Source organism: Paenibacillus sp. 10L310, assembly GCF_056395745.1.
This window is the reverse complement of sequence record NZ_JBFTKC010000012.1, coordinates 59,211-84,930: the sequence shown is the minus strand read 5'-3', so window position 1 is coordinate 84,930 and position 25,720 is coordinate 59,211. Positions and strand designations below refer to the sequence as shown.

At 46.1% G+C, this 25,720-nt stretch carries 25 protein-coding genes; 6 read left to right on the top strand and 19 right to left on the bottom strand.

The window, feature by feature from the left end; translation table 11 throughout:
• Positions 1–9: 9 nt before the first annotated feature.
• Positions 10–825, bottom strand: coding sequence for an SDR family NAD(P)-dependent oxidoreductase (locus AC1DE7_RS22245; protein ID WP_477535189.1), 816 nt, complete (start codon positions 823–825; stop codon positions 10–12).
• Between the two features lie 249 nt (positions 826–1,074).
• Between AC1DE7_RS22245 and AC1DE7_RS22240 the strand changes: the two genes are divergently transcribed.
• Positions 1,075–1,734 carry a TetR/AcrR family transcriptional regulator gene (locus AC1DE7_RS22240; protein ID WP_315371551.1) on the top strand — a complete coding sequence of 220 codons (660 nt, stop codon included), beginning with the start codon at positions 1,075–1,077 and terminating at the stop codon, positions 1,732–1,734.
• Positions 1,735–1,866: 132 nt separating this feature from the next.
• Here AC1DE7_RS22240 and AC1DE7_RS22235 read toward each other — a convergent pair whose 3' ends face one another.
• From AC1DE7_RS22235 to AC1DE7_RS22215, 5 genes are all read right to left on the bottom strand, one after another.
• Positions 1,867–2,928 (bottom strand): LLM class flavin-dependent oxidoreductase, encoded by a 1,062-nt coding sequence (locus AC1DE7_RS22235; RefSeq protein WP_017691578.1) that lies wholly within the window; start codon positions 2,926–2,928, stop codon positions 1,867–1,869.
• A 155-nt stretch (positions 2,929–3,083) separates the two neighbouring features.
• Positions 3,084–3,245: a hypothetical protein gene (locus AC1DE7_RS22230; protein WP_339787792.1), complete on the bottom strand. Its 162-nt coding sequence runs from the start codon at positions 3,243–3,245 to the stop codon at positions 3,084–3,086.
• Positions 3,242–3,499: a hypothetical protein gene (locus AC1DE7_RS22225; RefSeq protein ID WP_477535188.1), complete on the bottom strand. Its 258-nt coding sequence runs from the start codon at positions 3,497–3,499 to the stop codon at positions 3,242–3,244. Before AC1DE7_RS22225 ends, AC1DE7_RS22230 begins: the two co-directional genes overlap by 4 nt.
• Positions 3,500–3,608: 109 nt before the next feature.
• Positions 3,609–4,421 (bottom strand): class I SAM-dependent methyltransferase, encoded by an 813-nt coding sequence (locus AC1DE7_RS22220; protein ID WP_477535187.1) that lies wholly within the window; start codon positions 4,419–4,421, stop codon positions 3,609–3,611.
• A gap of 148 nt (positions 4,422–4,569) precedes the next feature.
• Positions 4,570–4,911, bottom strand: a complete 342-nt coding sequence (locus AC1DE7_RS22215; protein ID WP_169482263.1) for a zinc ribbon domain-containing protein YjdM — start codon at positions 4,909–4,911, stop codon at positions 4,570–4,572.
• 235 nt (positions 4,912–5,146) lie between these two features.
• On the opposite strand from AC1DE7_RS22215, the gene AC1DE7_RS22210 reads away from it, so the two are divergent.
• Positions 5,147–6,298: a VanZ family protein gene (locus AC1DE7_RS22210; protein WP_477535186.1), complete on the top strand. Its 1,152-nt coding sequence runs from the start codon at positions 5,147–5,149 to the stop codon at positions 6,296–6,298.
• 160 nt (positions 6,299–6,458) lie between these two features.
• Here the strand turns inward: AC1DE7_RS22210 and AC1DE7_RS22205 are convergent, their stop codons facing one another.
• The 7 genes from AC1DE7_RS22205 to AC1DE7_RS22175 all read right to left on the bottom strand — a co-directional run bounded on the left by AC1DE7_RS22205 (position 6,459) and on the right by AC1DE7_RS22175 (position 13,683).
• Positions 6,459–7,916 (bottom strand): carboxylesterase/lipase family protein, encoded by a 1,458-nt coding sequence (locus AC1DE7_RS22205; RefSeq protein WP_477535185.1) that lies wholly within the window; start codon positions 7,914–7,916, stop codon positions 6,459–6,461.
• A gap of 280 nt (positions 7,917–8,196) precedes the next feature.
• Positions 8,197–9,291: a metallophosphoesterase family protein gene (locus AC1DE7_RS22200; RefSeq protein ID WP_477535184.1), complete on the bottom strand. Its 1,095-nt coding sequence runs from the start codon at positions 9,289–9,291 to the stop codon at positions 8,197–8,199.
• Positions 9,291–9,629: a DMT family transporter gene (locus AC1DE7_RS22195; protein WP_083684565.1), complete on the bottom strand. Its 339-nt coding sequence runs from the start codon at positions 9,627–9,629 to the stop codon at positions 9,291–9,293. The genes AC1DE7_RS22200 and AC1DE7_RS22195 overlap by 1 nt, the downstream gene beginning before the upstream one ends.
• On the bottom strand, positions 9,626–10,396 hold the full coding sequence (locus tag AC1DE7_RS22190) for an HAD family hydrolase (RefSeq protein ID WP_477535183.1): 771 nt from the start codon (positions 10,394–10,396) through the stop codon (positions 9,626–9,628). The genes AC1DE7_RS22195 and AC1DE7_RS22190 overlap by 4 nt, the downstream gene beginning before the upstream one ends.
• A 95-nt stretch (positions 10,397–10,491) precedes the next feature.
• Complete coding sequence (locus AC1DE7_RS22185; RefSeq protein ID WP_477535182.1) at positions 10,492–11,865, bottom strand: ABC transporter substrate-binding protein; 1,374 nt, start codon at positions 11,863–11,865, stop codon at positions 10,492–10,494.
• Between the two features lie 37 nt (positions 11,866–11,902).
• The gene (locus AC1DE7_RS22180) at positions 11,903–12,748 is read right to left on the bottom strand and encodes a carbohydrate ABC transporter permease (RefSeq protein ID WP_223199815.1); all 846 of its coding nucleotides are present in this window, start codon (positions 12,746–12,748) and stop codon (positions 11,903–11,905) included.
• Between the two features lie 59 nt (positions 12,749–12,807).
• Positions 12,808–13,683, bottom strand: a complete 876-nt coding sequence (locus AC1DE7_RS22175) for a carbohydrate ABC transporter permease (RefSeq protein ID WP_477535181.1) — start codon at positions 13,681–13,683, stop codon at positions 12,808–12,810.
• Between the two features lie 198 nt (positions 13,684–13,881).
• Between AC1DE7_RS22175 and AC1DE7_RS22170 the strand changes: the two genes are divergently transcribed.
• On the top strand, positions 13,882–14,454 hold the full coding sequence (locus tag AC1DE7_RS22170; RefSeq protein ID WP_076320388.1) for a GbsR/MarR family transcriptional regulator: 573 nt from the start codon (positions 13,882–13,884) through the stop codon (positions 14,452–14,454).
• Positions 14,455–14,680: 226 nt separating this feature from the next.
• Here the strand turns inward: AC1DE7_RS22170 and AC1DE7_RS22165 are convergent, their stop codons facing one another.
• The 3 genes from AC1DE7_RS22165 to AC1DE7_RS22155 form a co-directional block, all read right to left on the bottom strand.
• Positions 14,681–18,280: an S-layer homology domain-containing protein gene (locus AC1DE7_RS22165; protein WP_477535180.1), complete on the bottom strand. Its 3,600-nt coding sequence runs from the start codon at positions 18,278–18,280 to the stop codon at positions 14,681–14,683.
• 503 nt (positions 18,281–18,783) lie between these two features.
• Positions 18,784–19,941 (bottom strand): glycerate kinase family protein, encoded by a 1,158-nt coding sequence (locus AC1DE7_RS22160; protein WP_477535179.1) that lies wholly within the window; start codon positions 19,939–19,941, stop codon positions 18,784–18,786.
• A gap of 3 nt (positions 19,942–19,944) precedes the next feature.
• Positions 19,945–20,379: an Lrp/AsnC family transcriptional regulator gene (locus tag AC1DE7_RS22155; RefSeq protein ID WP_477535178.1), complete on the bottom strand. Its 435-nt coding sequence runs from the start codon at positions 20,377–20,379 to the stop codon at positions 19,945–19,947.
• A 161-nt stretch (positions 20,380–20,540) separates the two neighbouring features.
• Here AC1DE7_RS22155 and AC1DE7_RS22150 point away from each other — a divergent pair, with 161 nt between their 5' ends.
• Positions 20,541–21,002: a VOC family protein gene (locus tag AC1DE7_RS22150; RefSeq protein WP_477535177.1), complete on the top strand. Its 462-nt coding sequence runs from the start codon at positions 20,541–20,543 to the stop codon at positions 21,000–21,002.
• Between the two features lie 91 nt (positions 21,003–21,093).
• Here AC1DE7_RS22150 and AC1DE7_RS22145 read toward each other — a convergent pair whose 3' ends face one another.
• On the bottom strand, positions 21,094–21,648 hold the full coding sequence (locus tag AC1DE7_RS22145; protein ID WP_036671746.1) for a hypothetical protein: 555 nt from the start codon (positions 21,646–21,648) through the stop codon (positions 21,094–21,096).
• A gap of 96 nt (positions 21,649–21,744) precedes the next feature.
• Here AC1DE7_RS22145 and AC1DE7_RS22140 point away from each other — a divergent pair, with 96 nt between their 5' ends.
• Positions 21,745–22,662: a phosphatidate cytidylyltransferase gene (locus AC1DE7_RS22140; RefSeq protein ID WP_076252010.1), complete on the top strand. Its 918-nt coding sequence runs from the start codon at positions 21,745–21,747 to the stop codon at positions 22,660–22,662.
• A gap of 316 nt (positions 22,663–22,978) precedes the next feature.
• Here AC1DE7_RS22140 and AC1DE7_RS22135 read toward each other — a convergent pair whose 3' ends face one another.
• Positions 22,979–23,554 (bottom strand): hypothetical protein, encoded by a 576-nt coding sequence (locus AC1DE7_RS22135; protein WP_477535176.1) that lies wholly within the window; start codon positions 23,552–23,554, stop codon positions 22,979–22,981.
• A 369-nt stretch (positions 23,555–23,923) separates the two neighbouring features.
• Positions 23,924–24,301: a LysM peptidoglycan-binding domain-containing protein gene (locus AC1DE7_RS22130; RefSeq protein WP_477535175.1), complete on the bottom strand. Its 378-nt coding sequence runs from the start codon at positions 24,299–24,301 to the stop codon at positions 23,924–23,926.
• A 304-nt stretch (positions 24,302–24,605) separates the two neighbouring features.
• On the opposite strand from AC1DE7_RS22130, the gene AC1DE7_RS22125 reads away from it, so the two are divergent.
• Complete coding sequence (locus tag AC1DE7_RS22125; RefSeq protein ID WP_036611668.1) at positions 24,606–25,658, top strand: bifunctional transcriptional activator/DNA repair enzyme AdaA; 1,053 nt, start codon at positions 24,606–24,608, stop codon at positions 25,656–25,658.
• Positions 25,659–25,720 lie beyond the last annotated feature (62 nt).

The following is a 25,720-nucleotide window of genomic DNA, read 5'->3' as shown; positions in this document are numbered from 1 at the left end:
TACCCCTAATCAGGCTTGTACTTTTTCTGGTTTAACACCCTCGGAACGTGGACGGAGCATACTTCCTACGATTCGCAACATGGACTTGCGTGGTATGAGGCGGGTGAACTGTGCTGTCCAATAATTCCTGGCCCCCGGCACAGCATAAGGTTTGCCTGACTCCAGTGCCCTCATGGCTACGGCCACGACATGCTCAGGTGTATCACGTTTGCCCACCGAGGCTTCATCAGCACCCACCACATCAAAAAACGAAGTCTCGGTTGAGCCTGGGCATAGTGCCAAAAACTGAACGCCACGCTTCCTGTTTTCTTCGTATAATGCCTCTGTAAAAGAAAGTACAAATGCCTTTGTCGCTCCATACACAGCCATATACGGATCAGGTTGAAAGGCAGCCGTCGACGATACATTAATGACAGCACCATTTTTCTTCTGTAACATGCCTGGCAAGAAAAGATGCGTCATGTTCGTCAAGGCGAGCACGTTCAACATAATCTCCTCCTGTTGCCGGGAACCATCCAGTTGTTCAAAACATCCATGGGTAGCAAATCCCGCATTGTTGATCAGCATATCGATGTGTATTCCACGATTCTGACATTCCTCATATACGTTCTGAGGTGCCTCGACTTGAGACAAATCCGATACGATTACCTCAGCCCTTACTTGATATGTACGTTCTATACGTTCTGCCAATTGATTCAGTTTGGACTCTGTTCTAGCCACCAGCACGATATTTTTACCCTTAGAAGCCATCTCGAGTGCAAAAATTTCCCCAATACCTGAAGAAGCACCTGTAATAAGTACCCATTGATGCTGTTCCTTTATCATCTCTCATCCATCCTCTGTGTAAAATTTAAACACTCGTTTCCATTAGGAAACAATGTTTCTGTATAGAATCATCGTAACCAAAACCCATGACGCTGTCAAATGCATTTGTTAAATTTGAATCTAGAACGGGGTGCTTACTTACTAAACTCGGATTAAATTGACGTTATCTGGCGTAAAACAGTAGAATGACCTTAAGAAAAGGAAACCTAGTTTCTGTTCAACAACAATACGGTTACGAGGATGAAATCAATGAAGGATCTTAATTCGGGTTCCACGGAATCTGCACATACGGTAACAACCTTTCAGGAAGCCAGACTGCAACACTCGGATAATCTGCGGCAAAATATTGTGCATGCTGCTGCTGCTTTACTGCAAGAGCATGGACCAGAAGCCGTCACAGTACGCCGTGTAGCTGAACGCATGGAGTGCTCCACCAAAATCATATATAATCTCTTCGGCAAAAAAGAAGGGTTAGCCAAACATCTGTATTTAGAGGGATGCTCCCTCATGGCCCAGCGTTTTGAAGTTCTGCCCCGGCAGGCATCGTTCGAACAATATTTCCGTGATCTGGCCCACGTCTATTGGGACTTCGGCATTTCTCAATCCAGCTTCTATCAGCTGATGTTTGGAGGATCTTTTTCCGAATTCAAACCAGATGGAGAGACCTTACAGGGAACAGCAACTGCACTGAAACAAGTGTCTGCCTTGGTTGAGGTAGCGATTGAACAGGGAATGCTTCAGGTGCAAGATCCCCTGCTTGCCGTTCGGATGATCTGGGCTCCCTTACACGGTGTTATTCATCTGTATTTGGGAGGCCATATTGAGAGCGAAGAAGCTGCCAAAACCCTCTATGATCATACGTTGTCCATGGTTATACACTCCCTTGTGAGTACATCTGCGAATGGGTAAGCATTACATCTGTGCTGTTTTAGATACTTTCAGAAGATAAACGAAAAAGGAGCAGCCCCATTGGCTTAATACGCCTAGGGCATGCTCCTTTGTTTTGTTGACTCTATCTAGTTCCGTAACGGTTTCAGTCGATTAACGTGCCTCTTCGTTCTCAGCTTCCCAACGTGCAATTTCTTTACGCACGATAGGAGCGACTTCTTTACCAAGCAGTTCGATCGCTCTCATAACCTCGTTGTGCGGCATTGTGCCGAGTGGGGTGTGTAACATGAAGCGTGTAATCCCAACTTCTTTGCGCAGGTAAATAATTTTCTGAGCTACGGTATCCACATCACCTACATACAATGCACCTTCCAGGCTGCGCGCCGCATCAAATGTAGCACGGCTGTAGTGTCCCCAGCCACGTTCACGACCCAGTATGTTCATGACCGCTTGCGCTGGCGGGAAGAATTTCTCCACGGCTTCGTCTGTTGTATCGGCAATGAAGCCGTGAGAGTGAGAAGCAACGGTCAGCTTGGAAGCATCATGTCCTGCATGTGCAGCTGCTTTCTTGTACAGTTCCACCAGCGGTGCGAATTGCACCGGACGGCCACCGATAATGGCAAGCACCAGTGGCAAACCGAGCAATCCTGCACGAACCACGGATTCCTGATTACCGCCACTGCCAATCCATACCGGAAGTTTTTCCTGAACCGGGCGCGGGTAGATGCCCAGATTATTAAAGGAAGGACGGTGTTTGCCTTCCCAGGTTACTTTTTCCGAATCACGCAGCTTGAGCAGCAAATCGAGTTTCTCGTCGAATAACTCATCGTAGTCGTTCAGATCATAGCCAAACAATGGGAACGATTCGATAAATGATCCCCGCCCTGCCATAATCTCTGCACGTCCGTTCGAAATGCCGTCCAGTGTCGCGAAATCTTGATATACCCGTACCGGATCATGCGATGACAGCACCGTTACCGCACTCGTCAGGCGTATGTTCTTTGTCTGTGAAGCTGCCGCCGCCAGAATGACAGCTGGTGATGAAGCCGCATAGTCAGCACGATGATGCTCCCCCACGCCGTATACATCCAGGCCCACCTGATCTGCCAAAACAATCTCTTCAACAACATCGCGAATGCGCTGCGCATGACTGATAAGTTCTCCTGTTTTTACATCCGGATTTGTCTCCACAAATGTACTAATTCCGATTTCCATTGTCTGTTCCTCCCTGGTATGAAGCGATCCGTTTTTCATCTTACCTATTGTAAGTAGATCACCTTTTGTTATGTATCTTAATATTGAACTATTTTGATGAAAAACACAAGTACCCTCTGTTTCCAGAGGGCACTTTTATGTTTATTTTCTATCGATTATGGCTTACCTATACTTAGTTCCATCAGGTTGGCATTAATTACAACACCGGTCTGTTTCATAAAATTAAATCCCAGAATTCCGTCAATCTCCAAACCATAATCCATATTTCCTATTTCAACTTGAAAATCATTAATCGTTGTTCCATCTGAAATTTTCATCGAGGACCTCTCATGCCAACATATCGTTCTCTTGCCACAACTTCTGGACGTGAAGTGTGAAAAAAGCAGTATTCCCGTCTGGGATCTTCCTGATGCAATCCACCATAACGTTTTAGTGCCTTCGTAGAATCATCAAATGAATCAATCACTGCCATCTCTTCAATATAACGCCGGCCTTCTCTAGAATGCGCCTTGGTTGCCTCAAAAACGACCCACTCATTAGGGAATCGCTCCTGAACTTCCTTCCATTGCATAGTGACACCTCCAGACCATTAGATAGAGATATTATATCATGTGGAAACAGTATTCCACGGGCTGAAATTCTAAAATACATAGATTTTTAGAGCATTGCCTGTAAGTCTATTATTTCTTCCTCCCAATGTACAGCAGATGCGACGAGATTCCCAATATGGAAGGGTCTTTGGCGGCTTCAATCATATATTGCATGAGTTCATCATACTCGCCACGCTCTTTCCAGTATTGCTGCTGCTCGTCCGTAAGCATCGCTCTAAGGCTAGATGAACCAATCAAATCAACGGTTTCAAATCCATGTTGCTCCATGAAGGGTGTAACGTCCTGAATATTAAAATAGTATGCTCCCGTAAATCGTCCTTGATCCTGATGATCGAATATACCCTTTTCCACAAAAGAACGGATTGCTGCCAAGTTATCATTTGGCTTCCAATACTGCGGGGATTGCAGCGAATTGATACTCATGCGCATTCGGCTTTGCATGGCTACAAACACCACGCCCCCTCGCTTGGTCACACGGTACAGCTCCCGTACAGCAGCCGTGCGCTCTTCGTCTGTCTGCAGATGGTATAACGGCCCCAGCATGAGGGACGCATCGTACGTCTCGTCAGCCATACCGGAGAGCGAAGTCGCATCGAGAACATGGAATCCATCGAATTGTTGTGTCAAACCAAACTCCTGAGCCTTTTGCCGCGCAGTATCCACGGAGGAAGGTGTCAGATCCGATAAAGTGACCTTGTACCCCAGCTTCGCAAGCTCCATGGCATACTTTCCTGGCCCTGCGCCATTATCCAGAATACAACCAGTAGCGGGGAGATGTTCCCTGATGTAATGCATGTTAATGATGAATTCAATTGGTTCCCGCTCCAGTCTACCCCACTCATCAAACCCAGAATAATATTCAATAATGTGATCTCTCTTCATCGCTCTGACACCTGCCTTTTCTTATATGTAGACTACTCATCCATGTTCAAAAAAATTAAATTCCAACCAGTATATATCTACTAAATATTTCCTGTCAAACAAAAAACGTTCAATTCCCATTGAATGCGGAACTGAACATTTCTCGATCTTATATCTTTTTCACAAACTCAGACTTCAGCTTCATCGCACCCAAGCTGTCAATCTTGCAATCAATATCATGATCCCCATCAATCAGGCGGATATTCTTTACCTTCGTGCCCTGTTTGACCACGAGCGAGCTACCTTTTACCTTCAGATCTTTAATGACGGTAACGGTATCGCCATCACTTAGCACATTTCCGTTGGCATCACGGATTACTTTTGCATCCTCTGCATTCTCATTGTCTGCTTCCAAAGACCATTCATGCGCGCACTCTGGGCAAACCAACAGGTTACCATCCTCGTACGTGTACTCTGAATTACATTTGGGGCAGTTAGGCAAATTAGACATATGTATTAAACTCTCCATTCTACGATTGGCATTCCCGCAAGTATACGTGATTTCGACGGTATATTCCATACGCTTGGTCACTGCATGGATGGATTTAAACCAAATTTAAGGTTCATGCATCCCTCACTTTAAGGGTAACTACTTATGATGTAACTAATAGATACGCACTACACATACATGAATTTTAATGTCTATATGAATGTTATTATATTTAAAACCAAAGGAGTTCCTGCTCATGTCCTCATATGTTTTCCCTGTGCAAACGGCTTTTTTGATCTTTGTTGTTGCGGCCATGTTTTTGCTGGTGCCGTGGTTGATCTATGGGTATCGTAAAGACGGTTTCTTCAGCTGGTCACGGTTTGGCATCAGCTTTTCATTTATCTTTTATATTCTGGCCGCCTATTGCCTCGTCATTCTCCCGTTTCCGGCTACGCGAGATACCTGTGCGCAGCAAGCCGCTGACACGATCTACTACAATCTGGTTCCATTCACTTTTGTCAAAGACATCATGAAGGAAACACCCATTGTATGGACCCAGCCTTCCAGCTATCTCAGCATGATTCAGGGCAGAGCCTTTCTGCAAGTTCTATTTAACGTCCTGCTTCTCATGCCGCTGGGTGTATATATCCGTTATTTTTTTCAAAAGAGATCATTCTGGAAGTACGCCCTGCTTGGTGGATTCGGGCTTTCCTTATTCTTCGAGATCACTCAAATCACCGGATTCTACGGGTATTATAATTGTCCTTACCGCCTCTTCGATGTAGATGATCTGTTATTGAATACTTCGGGAGCAGTCATTGGATTTTTCACAGCGCCCATCCTGCTTGCTTTATTCCCATCACGTGCAAGCATTCAGGCGAAGAGTGAACAGATCGTGGAGCAAAACCGAGTGTATACTATGCCTCAATTGCTCGCGTTAATTATTGATGGAGTCGTTGTTGTCTTCCTTTCGATTCTGATATCAATCTTCACAGCATCTGATGTGATCAGTGATGCGCTAAGTACATCCATTGCTATGGTCATTGTACTGTTCTTCATACCTTGGGTGCGAAATGGAGTAACTCCAGGCTCGGCCATCTTGCGATTCCGCTATGTGAATCGTCAGACCGGCACACCTACCAGTGAATCGTTATTCAAAAGATTTGCCGCACTCTATGTTCCATGGCTGCTCGTTACGATCATTCGCTTGGTCAACGATTATGCTTTTTCAGGTCATCAGGATGTTATGCTTCAGCCTTATCAAATGTGGATCTCCTTGGGGACATTCGGTATCTATATGTTAGTCTACGCCGTACTCTTTGTTCATGTCTTGATCGTACTCTTCTCCCGTGGAAAACGTTCCTTCTACTTCGATGAGGTGTCCCGCACACGTGCCTCTCGTAAATAATGTTTGGAGTATAACGGCACAATGTACCTCTTCAGTGCTTACGTTCTGCTTATTATTCAGCCGGATTACAAAAAGAGGACGTTCATTATGAGATGAACGTCCTCTTTTGATCGGGCGCATAGCAGTTATTCAGAGTATCCATTCAAATAATCAGCCTGGATTATAACCCTAACAGCTCTCGCTTGGCTGCATCCGGATCATGTATGACCTCAATCTCATGGTTGAAGATTAGTGTCGCACGATCCTGCTCATATTCAGGCCAGTTCACACCTGCAACTTCAGGTTGGCCATTCTTGGCAAAGGAAATCCAGGCATCCTGTACCTTGAGGGCAAGTGCCGCCGCAGCTTCGTCGGGCTCCGCATTCATGAATTTGAGGACATGCAGTGTATTAAACACAAAGAACATTTCGATGCTGTGAATCGCTCTTTTTAACAGGGGATGTTCCGGCATCACCCAATCAAATCGATACATCCACACCGGAGCATACTTCTGCTGTGCCGCAGCATATTGCAGCGCTGACCGCCAGAAGAACATATCGGTCATGACTTGGGCTTGTCCATCTGCCGTTTTTGGATAACTATCCGCGATGGCTACCCGGTTCTCCAGATCTGGCGTCATAAAGTCTACGCCCTGAACCATATCGATTTCTTTTGAAAAAGGTACATGTGGCTGGATGAACAGTGCACCCTCGTGCAATGTCGTACCAATCAGCACCGGAATATCCTGCGCTGAGCCTTCGCTCACCGCCTGAATTGGCACCTGTGGCAGTGTATGCCCATCCAATACAGGTTGGAACAATAATGCCATACCTGCCCCGCTCTGCTGTTTGACCGTTTCACCGGCTGCAATAATCTGCTCTACAGGAATTGTATTTAACTTCTGCAGGTTGTCCCGGTCCACCCCAAGAATCTTTAACATCCCTTCCCGCAACGCTGAAGCTTGCTCTGCCGGCATGAACTGAGAAGCACCGCTCTCCATAATGGCACGTTGGAACAGTCCTTTGGATGCTGGCATCGCCATCAGTGCCGCAATACTCATACTGCCCGCTGATTCGCCGAACACCGTAACTTGATCCGGGTTACCACCAAAAGCAGAGATATTATCCTTCACCCACTGTAATGCCGCAACCTGATCCAGCAGACCTGCATTGGATACATATGAATCACCCAATGGAGCCATATGCAGGAAACCCAAAGGTCCTAATCGGTAGTTGATCGTCACAACGATGACGTCCCCCCGTACCGCTAACTGTGTGCCATCATACATCGGCTGGCTACCCGAACCTGACACGAAGGAACCGCCGTGAATCCATACCATGACCGGCAGTGGTGTTGCTCCTTTTTCCTTAGGTGCCCAGATGTTCAGATATAGACTATCTTCTGACTCATTCGGAATTTCTGTCTGGCCTTCTGGTTGATGATTTCGAGGTTGTATATTCTCAGGTCCAAATTGAGTGGCCTGTCTGATTCCTTCCCATGACTCGGGCTGTACCGGAGCCTTGAAACGCAACTCACCTACCGGGGGTTTCGCATAAGGAATGCCTTTCCATACGCTTGCATCGTGCAAAAGTTCGCCTTGAACGGTACCATATGTCGTTTGAACCTGAAGTTCTCTCATGCCACTTCTACTTCCTCTCCGTAAATAGGTTAAATTAACGAGTATGTGCATATCATGTGTACTTATTTGAGTATAGTTTGTAGTCATACCCATTTACAACTTTACCCAACTCTAGCCTCCCCTGCTACGTTTCACGTGGAACTTTATGGGGTGGATGATCTAATACATACCTTTAAGATGGACACCAAAAAGGCCACCCATTGAGCAATATCATCAAGTCTGACTTATCTTAATGACATTGACCCTTAGCATGACCCTTTCCCGTTAACTATCCAAATAACTACCCTTTTACAGGATAACGCACCGTAAACTCAACACCCGCAATCCATTCACCCGCGACAAAGTCCCGTCCCTTCACAACAACTCGATCCTTATAAACCTCCACATGAAGCCCTTCACTGCCCTCCAGATGCTTATCCTGATCTGTCCAGAGATAACCTACAGACGACGCATTGAACATGGTTGGCATCTGGCCTGCACCATCGTACATCGTATGCTGCGCCTCCAGTTGCCAATGAGTGTGACCCGAGAAGAGGATCGCTTGCGGATATTTGGCCAGAACGGCCTTCAGTTCTGCATCCTGATTCACACCATACCAGCCTTGTTCCTTCATCGATCCTGCCACCGTATCCATAAGCGGCTGGTGTAAGAAAAGGAAGATGGGGTGCTCTGGCGTTGCACGCTCAGACAATTTCGCATCCAGCCACTCCAATTGTTCGGCCGACATATCGCAATCCTTCGGATGAGGTTGCTCGGTGCCCAGGAAAATATAATGATACCCATCAATCCAGTGATCGTGATAAGAGCCCTTCATGCCTGTTGTCCCTTCAAAATCACTTAATCGACGCTGCCATAACCCTGCGACTGTAATGGGGTCTACTCCTGAAGAGATCGGTCCCCCGTCTTGGCCCTCCTGCTCAGAAGTTACAGCAGACAACGTATAGGTCCCGCCGGATAGTTTCTCAATCAGTGCAGCTGATTCAGCAGCGGTTTGTTTAGTGACCAGCTCCATATCTGCTTCCTGCTCCAACAACTCGGCTACTTCATCATCTTTCATCTCAAGCAAAACGATCGGCGGATCTTGCCATACCACGGCTCCAATATCATGGTTACCTACCGTGTACCGGATGTCCGGCAAACTCTCCGCATGCTGCTTCCATATGCGTTGCAACTCACGATATTCGCTCGGCAGACCTCGATCCGTCACATCGCCCACATGCATAATCCCACTGCTCCCCTGACTAAATGTAGCTATGTCGGCTAATGCTTGGTCCAGATGCCGGTTATGAATATGGTCTGCCTCATCTCGCACATGTGTGTCCGTAATGACCTGGAAGCTAACAATAGGTTGCTCCGGTGTATGTTCATTTCCCATCAAGAATCACTCCATTTCAGTCCAATAATGCCAATCAGAATAAAACCGATCCAGACCATCGACGTGAGCCGCAGACGTTCACCAAAAAAGTAATGCCCCACGACGCCAATAAGCGTAATGCCCACGCCAGACCAGATCGCATAGGCCACAGCCAGCGGCATATACTTCACTGCAAAGTTGAGAAAGGTAAAGCTTGCTCCATAACAGACAAACATCAACACCGAAGGCCATAACCGCGAGAATCCATCCGATACTTTCAGCAAGATGGTAGCGCTCAGCTCCAGCCCGATGGCCAGTGCCAACAGTACCCAGCCCAAGTAGGCGTGACTGTTTGTCATCGATTCAGCCCACCATTCAGCAATTCATGGAAGGATTGAATCGTTCTATCCGCCAAGCGGATTTTTCCCGGTTCTCCAATGCCCATCCTGTACCCCGCACCAGCGGTTCGTGCCATCTCCATGTCTCCGTCCGTATCTCCAATGACCACGGTATACTGCACGGATACACCCAACCGTTCACAGGCAAGCAGTAGCATATCGGGAAAAGGTTTGCCCCGCTCCACCAGATCTGTACCAATCACCACGTCAAAAAAGGAATCCAGTCCCATCCACTGTAAATGTTTAATTGCACTGGGTGTATCATCTGCCGTCACGACACCCATAGCGACACCTTCGCTACGGCACTGTTCAAGGAATTCTTGAACTCCCGGTAACGGACGTGCCGGACGATGCTGCTCCATCTCTTCCTCCGCTCGCGCCAAACACTCCCGGACTATAATCTTGGATTCCGCCCAGCTGAGACCCGCACGATATCCATGCCACGTCAGCACGGCATACACTTCATCCATCGTGCCCATCGCAAGCGGGCCCCGCACATCATACCCATTCATTCGGCCTTGATCATCGTGGAATGTACCCCAGATCTGTGGGAATTCATCTGTGTCGATACGGAGTCCTCTAGTCGCTAACTGTTTTCTGAAGTCGTTCAACACACAATCGGTCCAGAATCCCCACATTCCCGTAAAATCAAGCAATGTCCCGTCCTTGTCAAACAAAACGGCTTCAACCGGATTTGGTAATCCGTCCACATACATCTCATCTTTCATTGGTTAAACTCCTTGTCTGCGATCTTGTATGAACGGAAAGGACGGTACAGCATGTACCGCCCTTATCGCGTGAGTCAACTGCCCGTATACGTTTCTTATTTCGTTACACGATCCAGTTCCTTCTGTGCTTTCTCTTTCGCTTCCTTCAGCGCTTGTTCCGCTGGCATATTATTGATCTGTACCTGATCAGCTGCATCTTTCAATGCATCATTGATCTTGCCACCCGTTGGATCCTGGAATGGAGCCGAAGCGTGAGCTGCTTGTTGCAGTGGTACGGTGATCTGCGGATTTTCCTCACTGAACTTCATGAACTCTGGATCTTGTTGCGCAGATTGACGTACTGCGATATATCCGGTGTTCATGGACCATGAAGCTGTGTTCGAAGTTTCAGAGAAATACGTAAGCCATTTATAAGCTGCCTGTTGTTGCTCTGGACTCGCTGCTGACGGAATACCTGCCGAAATGGCACTTGCTACCGGTTTTCCTTCACCAATACCTTCCCAGCCTGGTTGTTGCATCGCAGCGACTACGCTAAAGTCCAAGTCGCCTTGGTCACCACTAGATCCGGTATAACCTGCTGCTTTATTTTTCATCACATCATCAATCGTTTTGTACCAGTACTCCCAGCCCTGACCTCCATAATGAATGCCCATAATCTTGTCTTCGTTAATCCATTTACGGAACAAGTCCCATGTCTCGATCCATTCCGGAGAGTCGATCATAACGGTTTTGCCATCGTCGCTAAGAATCTGTCCGCCCTTACCCAGCACGGCATCAATCATATTGTCTCTACCCCACATCGGTTCCCAACCGTAGAAGGTGGTCTTGCCATTTTCTTGTTTGCTCATCTTCGCAGCCGCCTCAGCCAGCTTCTCCCATGTCGTCAGAGTTGCTGGGTCGATTCCGTTCTCCTTGAACGTATCCATACGGTAATACATGATCTGAGTTGTACCGTACATTGGCAAAAAGTATTGCTTTCCATCCACCTGTCCCTGGTTCAGGAATGTCTGAATGAAATCGTCTTTCTTAAAATTCGGATCAGCTACAATCATCTCATCCATGGGTGCATAATATCCTTTGCGTGCCCAGTCTATATTGGAGCTGAGTACAGCGGCTGGAACCTTCTTGGAAGCAATTGCTGCTTGCAGCTTCTGTTCCGTTTCCGTGTAATCTGCTTGTACAATCCCTTTTACAACGACTTCGTTCTGGGAGGCGTTGAACGCATCAATCGTCTTTTTCATGTTATCGCCCAGATTACCACCCAGACCATACCAGAACTCAATCTCCACCGGATCTTTCGCCTGAGCTTCGGTTCCACTGGCAGCAGCCGTCGTGCCTGATTCTGCGGGTGCTTGTGTTCCACAAGCGGTCAGCAGTGCAAAGCTGGTCGCAAGTACCAGCGACATGCCACCCTTCCAGTTCAACCTCAATCTCTTTTTCCATGTCATGCTTGCCTGACTCCAATTCATTGTTGTTCCTCCCGTTTTAGGTGAATGGTAGTGCATATCAGTTCTTGTTAACACCAGCCGTAATATTCACGCTCTGCATGATCGTCTTCTGGGTGAACAGGAAGAGAATAAGTAGAGGTGCGATGGTGAAGGCACTCGCAGCCATAATCTGTGGCCAAGCAAGTCCATATGCCCCGCCTTCTACAAAGAAGCTACGCAGACCCGCCGATACCAGCTGTAAATCAGGGTCTTTGGTGATGAGCATAGGCCAGAAATAATTGTTGTACTGTTCAATAAACGTAATCAGCACCATCACGGCGAAGCTTGAGCGAACAAGCGGCGTAATAATCGTCCAGAGAATCCGGAAGTGGGATGCACCGTCCAGTTGTCCGGCTTCCACCAATTCATGAGATACCTGCATGAACGCCTGCCGGATCAGGAAGATCGAGAACACGCTGACACAGTTGGATACAATCAGGCCAGTGTAGGAATCCAGCAGATTAAGCTCACTAAGCACCAAGTAACTAGGCAGATACACAGCCGTACTCGGTATCATATAACCCACCAGAATCAGGGATGTCAGTACACCTTTGAGACGGAATTTCATATGTGTCAGGGCGTACGCCATCATACTGGAGTTGACGATCTGAAATAAACAGATGGCTAAGGCTACCCCGGTACTGTTCAGGATGTAACGGGCAAATGGTGCCGCATTCCAGGCATCCACATAGTTGCTCCACAGGAACGTCTCCGGCCAGAAGGTCGGCGGAAACTGCCAGATCTCATCATTGGTTTTGAACCCGCTAATGACCATCCAATAGAAGGGAAAGGCTGTACCCAGCGCGATAATGGCTAACAGAAGGTAGCGGATTAATTTACTTATTTTAAAATTCGGTTGTGACACGTTCTGCAACTCCTTGCGCTTCATCCGTTTAGACTTTTTGTTGGGCAATGTCATTGTCATTAGTAGTGCACCAGACGTCTGCCAAGCAGGAAGGATACTCCCGAGAGCAACACGCAGATCAGAATGATCACAACGGCGATGGACGAAGCTTCACCTACGTTAAAGGATTCGAATGCAGACTGGTAATACATGTACAGCAACGTTCTCGTTGATCCCGCCGGTCCACCCTGCGTCATGACATTGATCTGGTCATAGGCTTGCAAGGACTGGATAGTAAGAATAATTGAGAGAAAAAACGTCGTTGGTGAGATCAGCGGCAATGTGATACTTCTGAACTTATCCCAACCGTTTGCACCATCGATTGAAGCTGCTTCGAGCAGATCGGAAGGTAGATTTCGTAGCGCAACGAGATAAAATACCATTGCCCACCCAATCGACTTCCAGAGCGTGACGATCAGAACAGCAACCAATGCCCAGTCCGCGTCACGCAACCAGCCGATCGGAGATACGCCTACCCAGCCCAGCATCAGATTAGCGAGTCCCACTTCGGGCTCGAAGATCCAGGACCACGCAATAGACACCGCAACTGTCGGGGTGACCCAAGGTGAGAAGAGTAATGTCCGGAAGATGCCGGATGATTTGATCTTGCTATCCATGAGCATCGCAAGTGCCAATCCGCCCACAATAGTTGGGATTACACTCCCCAGTCCGAATAACAAGGTTACTTTCAGTGATCGATAGAATTCAGAGTTTGTCAGCAGATAACTGTAATTGTCCAAACCAACAAACAACTTGTCCGGGCTCATGAAGTCCCAATCGGTGAAACTGAGATAAACGATATATCCCAGAGGTCCCAGCCAGAAGATCAGCAATGGGATTAGAGCTGGCAGCGTGAATAGTACCGCCTCAGACTCCCTCCATAGTTTTAAACGCAAATCCCCCACTCCTTACTGTCCAATTTTTCTTTAATGATTGGGAATTTTTGAGTATAATCAGCTTTATATTTATTCTGTACAAAATTGATTGTACACTCGTATTGAAAATTCTAATTCCGGCTTATGTTAAAATTGGAGCAAGTCATGTAAAATATGAGGCAGCTAGTGGGAACGCTATCATAAACCAGAGGTGACATTGTGGGAAAAGAAACCGCCGGGAACCCGAATCATTCTTCGTTACCTGATCGGCATGCGCTGAGGGAGAGAGTCATTGAGGCCATCGCCAATACGATGGATCTATATGGGGTTAATCATACGTTTGGCAAATTATACGGCATCATGTATTTTGAGGATCGACCGATGACACTTGAAGAGATGAAAAACTCGATGAATATGAGCAAGAGCAACATGAGCTATGCGGTTCGTTCGCTTACAGAATCACAGATGATCTATAAACTGGAGGAAAAGAAGGAGCGCCAGGATCAATATCTGGCTGAGACCGACTTCTATCGTACGTTCCAGAATTTCTTCGGGGCCAAGCTCCAACGGGAAGTAGATGTCATGTTAGAAGGCATTCGTGAGGTCATTCCTGACCTGTCGGCAATGATCCTTTCGGAACATACCTCTTCTGAAGATCGAGATGATGCACTGCGTGATCTGCACAAACTCCAACATGCGGAGCAATACTACGTCTGGTTACAAGGATTCGTGGATCAGTTGCGGGATGGTAAGTTTTACGAGAATGCTTCACACACGCCCGATAAAGAGTAGTACAACTGCGTGAACAGAATAACTAATGGGTGATCAAGCGCTAACCAACCTAGACCAATGTTAAGTCACACTAAAGCGCAAAAAGGAGCTGTTCCTAGCCAATGTATGGCTTTTGGAACAGCTCTTTTTTTATTCTATCTATTGTATCGTCATATCCTATCCGTCATTAGGGGTTCTCTTTTCCATATGCTACTGCGTTAATGACCCCTTTTTTCTTTTAAAAATATTACTTTTGCGCTGCGGCTTCAATATCTGCATATGCCCAGTGTGTATCTGGTACATCACTGAACGTTGGCGTAACTGTGCCAGTTAGGGGTGTGCGGTTGAACAATACATTCAACACTTTCACGGCTTCCGCACGTGTCAGCTTGCTATCCGGTTTGAATGTGCCATCGTTGTATCCAACCATCAAGCCAGCCGATTGCACGTATGCAATCGCATCTGCTGCCCACAGGTCTGCGGATACGTCTGTGAAGGAAACTGCTGGACCATTCACGGTTGTTGCACTCGCTTGTTGCTGCGTCCAGCGATACGCAATCGTTGCCATCTGTGCACGGGTGATCGAGCCTTCCGGTGCAAATTGGGTGTTACTCATGCCGTTCATGATGCCAGCGGATTGCGCTTTTTGAATTTCACTTGTTGCCCAGTGTGTCGCAGATACATCCTTGTAGCTCACGCTATTCGTGGAACTTGCTGCTTCAGTTGGAAGATTACGAGCCAGCATCGCTGCCATTTGTGCACGCGTTACGAATGCATCTGGACGGAAATCTGTACCAAATCCTTGGATGTACGGTTGGTGTGTACTTTGTGAAGCTTTCAGTCCATCCACAACAACGAGGGTGAACGTGCTGAATTTTGTTACGGTAAATTCGATGCCTTCGCTGTTATCCGCGAGTTGCACCAATTTGCCTTGAATCAATTCTTTTGTGCCGTCACTGTGTTCGATATAGATCGCCAGGTTGTCCAATGCTTGCTGACGCACAGTCGGATCAGTTGGCAGACTGTCACGCAGTGGCAGCGTGAGTGTCACTTCGCGGCTCTGCATATTCGTGTCGATCTCTACCGGACGAGCCAGTACACGAACATTCGTATTCGGAGCAACTTGTTGAATCAATTGCTCTTTCTTCGCACGTTCTTCGACTTCTTTGCGCTCCGATTCTTTTTTCAAAGGTACAACGCGGAAGTATAAGTCTTGATCGAATCCGGCGATGGAATTCGTCGGAACGGAGATCACTACATTTTCAGTGGAGATTTCAAGTTTCAGTGAACCATCATTTAGTTCTTTTACCGCTGCTTTAGGAAGTTCAATACGTGTCTCGGACACGGAATCTTTAGTGTCTGGAATAACAATGCGTGCGGTGTTCATATTCAATTGCTTCGCTTTTTCCACCGATTCCTTGGCAATGGCTTCGGTCATTTTCACAAGATCTTTGATCGTGCCGTTGGTTTCGGTTGTACGTGTGATTGGCGTTTTGGTCAGGTTGGTACCGTTTGTTCCATTAACATCAACCACGATCTGCTCTTGTTTCGTTGTTGGTGCAGGTGTAGACGTTACTGGTGTAGTCGTGGACGAACCTCCACCTATGCTACCACCCGGGTTAGGCGTTGGCGTATTGCCATTATCTGTGCTGCTATCACCATTCTGTGTAAAGACAAACTTCACGGCGCGGCCTGGCAGTTCATCGCTGATTGCTTTGTAACGAACCCATACCGTTTTGTTGCCGCTAAGGTCCATTTTTTGAATGAAGGCAACATCAATCCAGTGCAGCTTATTGTCAAAAGAAATCTCCATCGTGCTGTCCAAGCCCGTTAGGGTGTTATTGATGTCATTCCCCTTCACATTAGGAGCCGTAAAGAATCGATTAAATACATTTTGTAGATTCCCAACATCCTCGTAACTGTCTTGTTCATTTAGGACCCATTCAGCCAATTCCTTCTGGCCTTCAGGACTAAGTTCTGCTCTTTTGGATAAATCAAGAGCGCCTCTAAGATTAAATTTGTACTTGCTGAAGAACGCTTCACCTTTAATCTGATCTTTCATTGCCTTATCAAGCCATTGATCCATTCGCGGTATAGAGGTAGCTTGCTCAAATGAATCGATAGGCATAGAGAGGAGATTCAGGACAATATCAGGCTCAACAATATCCCCTTTAGACACTCCTTCCAACCTTTCGAATGCAACTAGATGCAAGTAATTGAATGCCAGTACACCTTTATCTACTTTGCTACGTTCCAAATGTTGTTGTCCAATGCTACGTAACACATATGTCTGTTGGTCATTAAAGTGATTAGGTCCATTTACTAATTGCTGAGCGAGCAGATCCAGTTTATTCCTAAGAACACTGAGTTCCCTCTGCTCCCAAACAGATTGTGCCATTACACCAAGTTCAATCATATATTGGACCTGTTCTTTGTTTTTGTAATCTTTATTTACATATTCAATCAGGAATCCCGCAATGAAATCTCTAACCTGCAAAGACAAGGCACCGTATCCATTGGGTAATGTAATACCCAGATCCGGATCTTCCATAGCCATTCGCATAGCCGCTATATTACTGTTGCTCTTTGCAGTATTTAAGACACTCAATGGATCGCTTTTGTTATCATCCGGGAAAAATTTATTAAATGCAGTCTGGATTTCTTCAAAACTTGCATATCCACCAAGTGGTCTTTCACTAAGCATAAGATCAGCCAATTGTTCCCGTTCTTCGGAAGTAAGATCATTCAATTTGCTAACATCCAAAGGGAATTTTCCAAGTGGTTTTTCTTGGTTTTCTTCTTTGGAATTATACGATTCAATATCTTCTTGAATTTCTAACATATTTATTAACTTGTTCACCATCTCTTCTACTGTTGTTACCTTGTTAATAAAAGGGGTGTCTTCCAATGCAGATTTTGTATAATCGAGTATTTGTGAAATATCAAGATTTCTGGTGAGTTTACCCTCATATCTGAAAGCTGCCATACGTCTTTCAATTTCAGAGGAATCAAGATAATAGTGGATACGTTCATAGTACTCATTATCTTCTTCCTGGTTATGAAATTGTAGCTGTAGTCTCTCTGCTTGTTTATTAAAAAATGCATCAAGGACTTCTCTGGAGTCAAGTCCACCAATTTCTCGAGGAAGATTCCGAGCTTGCAAGGCTAATTGCACTACATATTGGACTTGTTCCTTACTCTCATATCTACTAGATGCTGGTGGGCTTGACTCCTTTAACATGTACTCTGCAATCTCATATTGCTCATCCTCAGACAACGATTCAAAATCGGGATCAGCTAAGAAGTCTTTGTTACTAAACAGCTCCATTACTTCTGGTATAAAATCGGTGTAATTATCCAAAACTTTTCTCTCTTTAACATCGTTGAATTGCTCCAACGGACTCAGCAGTGTATTCGGATTGAATGATTTCATCTGATAGGAGGCTTCCATATCATCTTGATCTACAACCATCACATTATAATAAAGCGTTTCGCTGGTATCTAAACCTTGAAATATTTTGAAGAACGTATCGTCATTAGATGTTGAACCCAACACCCAATCCTCATCTCCATACTCTAGATTGTCCCTGATCTCTGTCATGTTGTTCAGATTAGAAGTATTAGAAACAAAGACCTGATATTTTAGGTTACGAGTTTCAGTGGTGTCAGAGAAACCAGCGCCCCAACGCACCTCTATGTTATTATCATCAGTAAGCTTGACAGTAATTAATCCATTTTTGCCTGGCACAGGGCTTGAGCCACCTGCACTAACCTTCCCTGCTGGTGCCAACCATGGAGCTATTAACACCATAATGAGCATCAAACTAATTATTTTCCTGTAATTCATGTACTTGATCCTCCCTGTCTCATGTTTTTACATATAAATTCAATCCCTCTGATACGTAAGGCCTATTGTATTGCACTGCGATAAACAGAATCTAAACAAAAAGAGAAAATAAAAGGAAAAAGATCCACCCTGTAGTACAAAAACAGGATAGATCTCAACTTTTTTCGCCAAAATTCATCATTTTATTTTAAAAAAAGTATTCTTCGGGACCTATATAGCTCCGACTCTTAAATCAAGGTGTACCCGCCATCCACATACAATGTGCTGCCCGTCGTGAACATATTGGTCATCAGATACGTAACTGTATGTGCAATTTCTTCATTGTGCCATCAAGGGTAAAAATAACGCGAACGAAGCGACTTGAACGACAACTACACAATGGAACTTCACAGCAAAAAAGACGAGAGACAGATCACCTGATATCAGGCATACCCGTATCCCGTCTTTGTCACATCACATTCCAATCCGCAATCCGACCCTATACGATCCAGATGGTCACTGACCTAAGAAAGTAACCCCAACTTCAGTACTCTTGCAATATTCTCGGCGGTACGTTCCACATTCTCCGGGCCTTCTCGCAATAGTCGATCCAGATCTGCTGCTCCAGGCACAATACCAAATATGGCATCGATGCCTTCCGCGTAGAGGGTGTCAATCCCTTCGCCCAAACAACCTGCAAGTGCAATCACAGGTTTACCTGCTTCCTTGGCTGCCCGAGCAACACCATAGGGGGTCTTACCAAATTTCGTTTGGAAGTCGATACCGCCTTCACCCGTAAATACCACATCCGCAGCAATCAACTTTTTACGCAACTCAGTATATTCAATGACAATCTCAATCCCTTTACGTAATACAGCCTGTGTAAAAATCAAGAGTCCTGCGCCCAATCCACCAGCCGCTCCGGCTCCTTGTACATCTCGGATATCTTTGTGTAGCTGCTGTTTCACCACATCTGCATAATGGGACAGATTCGCATCCAGCTGTTCAACCATCTCTGGAGTAGCCCCTTTTTGTGGTCCAAACACCCTTGATGCGCCATACTCCCCACATAGGGGATTGGTCACATCACAGGCCACAATGAACTCCACTTCTTGCAAACGCTCATCCAGACCAGATACATCAATCTGAGCCAGCTGATCCAGAACCCCGCCACCACGCGCAAGCGGACGACCCTCTGCATCCAGAAACTTCGCACCAAGCGCTTCAGCCATGCCAGCCCCACCATCGTTGGTCGCACTACCACCAATGCCAATGATGATCTTGCGTATGCCAAGGTCCAGACATGCGCGAATCAACTCGCCTGTTCCATAGGTTGTCGTCCGGAGCGTGTCCCGGGTCTCCTTGGTAACCAAGTGGATGCCGCTGGCCGATGCCATCTCGATGGCCGCCGTTGTTCCGCCACCCAGAATGCCATACTGTGCAGTGACTGTCTGCCCCAATGGTCCGCTCACCTCGTGCTGGTGAAGGACGCCGCCGGAAGCGTCCACAAGGGACTGCACCGTACCTTCCCCACCATCTGCCATAGGTACATGAATATAGCGTGCCGTCGGATATATTTTACGCAACCCTTTTTCCATCGCGATACATACTTCTTTCGCTGTCATGCTTTCTTTGAACGAATCCGGCGCCAGAACAAATGTCTTCTCTCTAGTCTCTCTCATATCTTAAAGAAGAACACGGTTTTCCATAATATTTTTCATGCTGATATGGGATTTGGAGGGTCCCAGCTTCACCAGTGAATCCTGAAATTCGGCAAGTTCTTCAATGGACGCCGTCTGTACCTTGATCAGGTAGTTATACTCACCGCTAATCCGATAGACATCCGTGACTTCGATAGCCTGTTCACAGAAATTGACCAACTCGTCGCAATGCTCTGTTTTGAGCAAAATAAACGTCGTGGTTCCACGGTTTAACCGGGCCAGATTATAGATGGTCGAATATCCCGTTATTACACCTCTCTCCTCCAGTTTCAGAATTCTTTCCTTAACCGAAGGTTGGGACATGTTAATTTCTTTGCTGATCTGTGCAACGGGGATACGTGCATGATGTTGCAACAAGCGCATAATCTGCTGATCGATTTCATCTATCATGTGTTCCATTTGCAAGACCTCCGAGTCGTCGACTTAATTAATAAGGTTTCCCTGATAAATTAGCTAAAAATAGTTAGATTTTATCTCATTATATCCTTTGATATTGTATGGTTCCAATGCGATATCAACCCTATAATTTAGAATACAATCTGAAGAAGGAGCGATGTAATGTGAGTGTTATTGGACTTGCACATGTAGCCATTCAGGCTCGTAATTACGAAGATACTCTGGCGTTTTATACAAAAGTATTAGGCTTCAAGGTCGGTCACTCCTGGAGTTTGCCTTCCTTCCACATTACCGAGGCATGTATGCTGATCTCTCCGGATCAGCGCACCTGTATTGAGGTATTTGATCCAAAAGCCGTCATTCCTGCCGAGGGTGAACCTGCCACCTCTCCTGAAGCGGTCCGGCACGGCGCACTGTTACATTTCGCCTTTTACGTGCATGATGTAGAAGATATCTATCAGCGAGCGCTCGCCTATGGAGCCAAGGCCTACGTTGAACCGGATTGGATATCGCTTGGCGAACCTGCACTTCGGGTTAGAAATGCGCTCGTCCACAGTCCGAATGGTGAAGTGATCGAATTCCTTGAAGAGGTTGATTTTGACCGATCCCCATCCTCATCCATATGAAGTACACAAACAGCCTGTTGCCTCGTCATTCGTGGCAGCAGGCTGTTTCATGGTTCGATTTCCTTGGCAAGCATCAGCACACACACCTACCCTACTCTTGCTCTGTATTCCCCAGCGTATACTCGCTTAGCTTTCCTTCATAGACCAATTGCAATCGTTCACTCTGGCGAAAATCATCCGGTGTCACCAGCGCAGGCAGCTTGTTCCACAGTTTGATTCCCGAACGCTGTAGAATCTCGGCTACAAATTGGGAGCAGAAGTAGGAGTTGCTGAACTCCACCGGTTCCTTGAGTGTAATGCCGATCACGCCGAGCAGATTGTACATATATTTCTGGCGGCTTCGGATGAAGATGTGCAGCACACGTTTCATCTTTTCCACTTCACGATCCGTCACCTGAAGCTTGTATATGACACATGTGGTATTGGGATACTTGCTGTATGTACCTGTCTGAATATTTTCCTTCACAAATCCGCCATTCAGCGGATTACTCGGATGCTTGCGGCCGAAGCTATACAGCTCGGTCAACTCCCGGTCAAATGAGATCGATGCGTGATTATATGGCGCTCGGGTATAGCTCTGAATAACCTTGGTAAACAGCGTTCCTGTATTCGTAAGCAGGATATAGATGGAGCGTTCATCTGTCATAGCAAAATTTCCCCTTATCAAGTTGGCACTATTCCTTCATAATAACATAGGTACCCTACAATGGAATCTTACTTTGAATAAGCAGGTGATCGGTACGTGAGCAGTTCACTCTTTACACTAACGTTAATCTTCACAGCTTTACTTGTGATACATATCGTGTACAAAATTATTGCAAAGCTTCAGCCAAGCAAAGACTATTCAGGCATCGGCCAAAAAATTAAAACCTGGTGGGGTATGTTTGTGATTTTCTGCCTCGCTACCCTTTTTAACCCCATTGTGTCCCTCATCTCCCTCATGGTGCTTGCATTCTTCTCACTCAAAGAATACTTCTCCATGATTCGCAGTACACGCAAAGCCGACCGTAGGCTGTTCCTGTGGGCGTATCTGGCGATTCCGGTTCAGTTTTACTGGATCTACATTGGATGGTATGGCATGTTTATCGTGTTTATTCCCCTATATGTGTTCCTGGTGCTGCCCTTGCCACGCCTGATTAACAAAGGTACGGTCGGTTTCCTGCGCAGTGTCAGCTCCACACAATGGGGACTAATGCTGATGGTGTTTGGGCTGAGCCACCTGGCCTATTTCCCATTTGCCTCACCGGAGTACGGCTCCAAGCTGGTGCTGTTCTTGGTCGTGCTAACACAGCTTAATGATGTGGTGCACTATCTGGTCTCTCTCTATCTGGGCAAACGAAAAGTGGTGCCTACCGCCAATCCATTTGTCACCTGGGAAGGGTTCGCGTGTGCGTTTATTGTAACGACAGCTACGTCTTATTTCATCCATCCCTACCTGACGCCATTTGATTGGAAATTCTCGCTGTTCATCGGGGTGTTGATCAGTTTGGCTGGATTCTTCGGTAGTCTGACGGTGTCTGTACTGAAGCGCGATCTGTTAATTGGAGATGACAACAAGTTCGATTCGCTCAAAAAAAGCTACCTGAGCCGGGTCGATAGCCTGACCTATACCTCTCCGGTTATGTTCCACGTGGTCCGTTATTTCTTTGACTTTATGTAGCAACTATATAAATTGAACTAAAAAGTAATTTTTACACTTGCCACTCCGATGACAGAACAACCTTCAGATCGCTGTTATCCCCCGATTTTTTTAATTACTTTTATAAAGGTGAAAATCAGGGTATAAAGGCGAACGCTTTGCTTCTTCTGGTTATTTCTGTCCTCTACGTTCTAGTGTAAATCTTCAGTTCAATCTTTATAGATGTAGCGACAGATAGATCGGCGATCTTGTAATCATGGATGTCAAAAAAAGCAGCCCAAGTGGCTGCTTTTCCTGTTCAACAGGCTCTAGATGGAGCCTTCATGATATGCCTACGCTACTTCAACGTAATTTCTTTCTCGGACATGATTTCGTTCCCCTCATCATTTGTGAAGACAAATGTCGCTTTGCCCCGCTCGCCCTTCATCTCATCCGAATAGATAAAGCCGGAGAATTGTCCATTGCCGCTAAAGTAAAAGCCATCTTCTCCATTTCCACCATGTTCAATGGCTTCCTGTAGTGAATTCACAATCGTCACCGTGTTAGACGTCCACCGCATCTCCGTTAGTGTATACCCCTTCGGAACCTGTTTAATTCCAAAATCAAAGCTGTTACCCTCGCTCGGTTTCTCCGACTGGTCAATGACGATATCAATCTGCTCAGACGGTTCAGTGGATTCCGATTGAGCCGTCGGCTTGCCCTCATCACCACTGGCACTGCCTTTGTCATTGTTATTCTTCGCATCCGCATTCGGAACAGAGTTTTCTCCAGCTTCCTCTACGGGTTGCTTCGATTGCGGATAGGCGTGCTCCTGAACCGATTCATTATTATTCTTGGCACCACAGGCACTAACTAATAGCGAAATACAGAGCACAGATATGCAAAGTACAGATTTCTTTATATTTATTTTCATCATCTAATTCTCCCTTCTTTCATCTACAGCACATATATCTATATCAGTTGAACTAATCATTTACACGATAACGGAGAGGACAGAAAAAACCTGAAAAAGCGAAGCGTTCGCCTTTATCCCCGGATTTTCCCTTTAAGAAAAGGGAATCAAAAAATCTGGGGATAACAGCGATTGGAAGGTTATTCTGTCATCGTAGTGTCAGTGTAAATATTCTTTAGTTCAACTTATATAGCACGCCACTTACTAATCACTACACCATATCGTCCCACATGAAGCTCCATTATATGTAAATGATTAATAAATTCAGTATGTAACTGCACCTCAATGAATAAAAAAGAACTCTGTTCATGACGTCATGCACCGTTTATTTTATCGATCAAACCCAGGCAAGACCAACACTTGTCCAATCTGAATGGCGTTAAGCTCTATTTTGTTCACTTTCTTGATCGCTTCTACATACACACGAGTGTCCATCTGCTGAGGTTTATGTACCAATGAAATGCCCCACAGTGTATCTCCCTGAGATACAACGATCTGGTCCCCCGACAACAATTGCTCATCCCCGGCAAATGCAGTGAATACAGCACTACACCCTATGATTATAATTAGAGTTATAGTGACGATCTTCATTAGCCAGGTTGGCGTCTTCACACGCTGCATGAATTGATCTTTGACATACATGGTGCGGGACTCGGACGTTTTGGTATAAACGGATTCATAAATACTTTTGTACGTAGAATATCTCATTCTAGTCGACCTCCAGACTTTCATTCCGCTAATCTTTAATTTCATGTTTACCTATGTATTTTTCCTATAACAATGAATGATCAACAACTCACTTTTTCACTATATAGGTATCTTTGCCTAAGTCACCCTATCCTGATAGGTCTATACTACCAGTGCACTCTAAACAAATTCTGAACAACCGAATTTCAATGTTATATCAGATTCAATTTATCCAATATTCATGCCTGATTTTCGGCGATGCTTGCTGCAACGTTTTTCTATAATAAGTATAGATAAAGATTCTAATGAGTAAGGACGTGCCCCCATGATTTCTGCTGATCTGAAGGAACAATATTACGAGGCGCTTGTGGCCAAGGATTCGGAATACGAGGGTTTATTCTATGTTGGAGTCCGAACCACAGGTGTGTTCTGTCGTCCCACATGCCCTGCGCGAAAGCCAAAATTCGAAAACTGCGAATTCTATGAGACGGCTCAACAGGCACTTCTGGCCTCTTATCGCCCTTGCCAGCGCTGTCGTCCACTTTCTCACCCTAACCAGGTATCCGATGTCGTTCGCATATTAGTGGAAGCTGTGGAGAAAAATCCGGAGAAACGCTGGAAAGAACAGGATTTCAAGGCCCTCTCCATCGACGAATCCACTGCTCGCCGACAATTCAAGAAGCGGTTCGGCATGACCTTTGTAGAATATGCTCGCGCTCGCCGCATGGGACTTGCCCTGAAAAATATTCGCTCCGGCCGCACCGTGATTGATAGCCAATTATCTACTGGATATGAATCAAGCAGCGGCTTCCGCGATGCCTTTTCACGGATCATGGGTGCCGCCCCTACACAAGTCGATGAAGGACATATCCTAAAAGCGTCCTGGATTGACACCCGCCTCGGCCCGATGATGGCTATTGCTGATGAGGAGTCGCTATATTTACTGGAATTTGTGGACCGCAGAGGTCTGGAACGCGAAGTTGAGCGTCTGCGCAAACGAACCAAATCAGCGATTGTACCCGGCACTACAGCTCCCATCCAGTCCATTGAGCGTGAACTAAACGAGTACTTTCAAGGTATTCGGACAGCATTCGACACACCGTTGTTCTGTTTAGGAACACCATTCCAAAAGCGTGTGTGGGACGAGTTGCTGGCCATTCCGGCTGGTGAAACGAGGTCATATCAAGAGATTGCAAATGCACTGGGAAAACCGACTGCTTGCCGAGCTGTGGCACAGGCGAATGGGGCCAATCAGCTTGCGATTGTGATTCCATGTCACCGTGTAATCAATGCCAGTGGTGAGTTGGGCGGATACGGCGGAGGATTAACTCGCAAAAACTGGCTGTTGACTCACGAGAAACAAAAACAGGGTAGCTGAAAAACAGAAATGAAGTAATGAAGTACGTATCAAATGTCCAAAGGAATGCATGATATAACAAA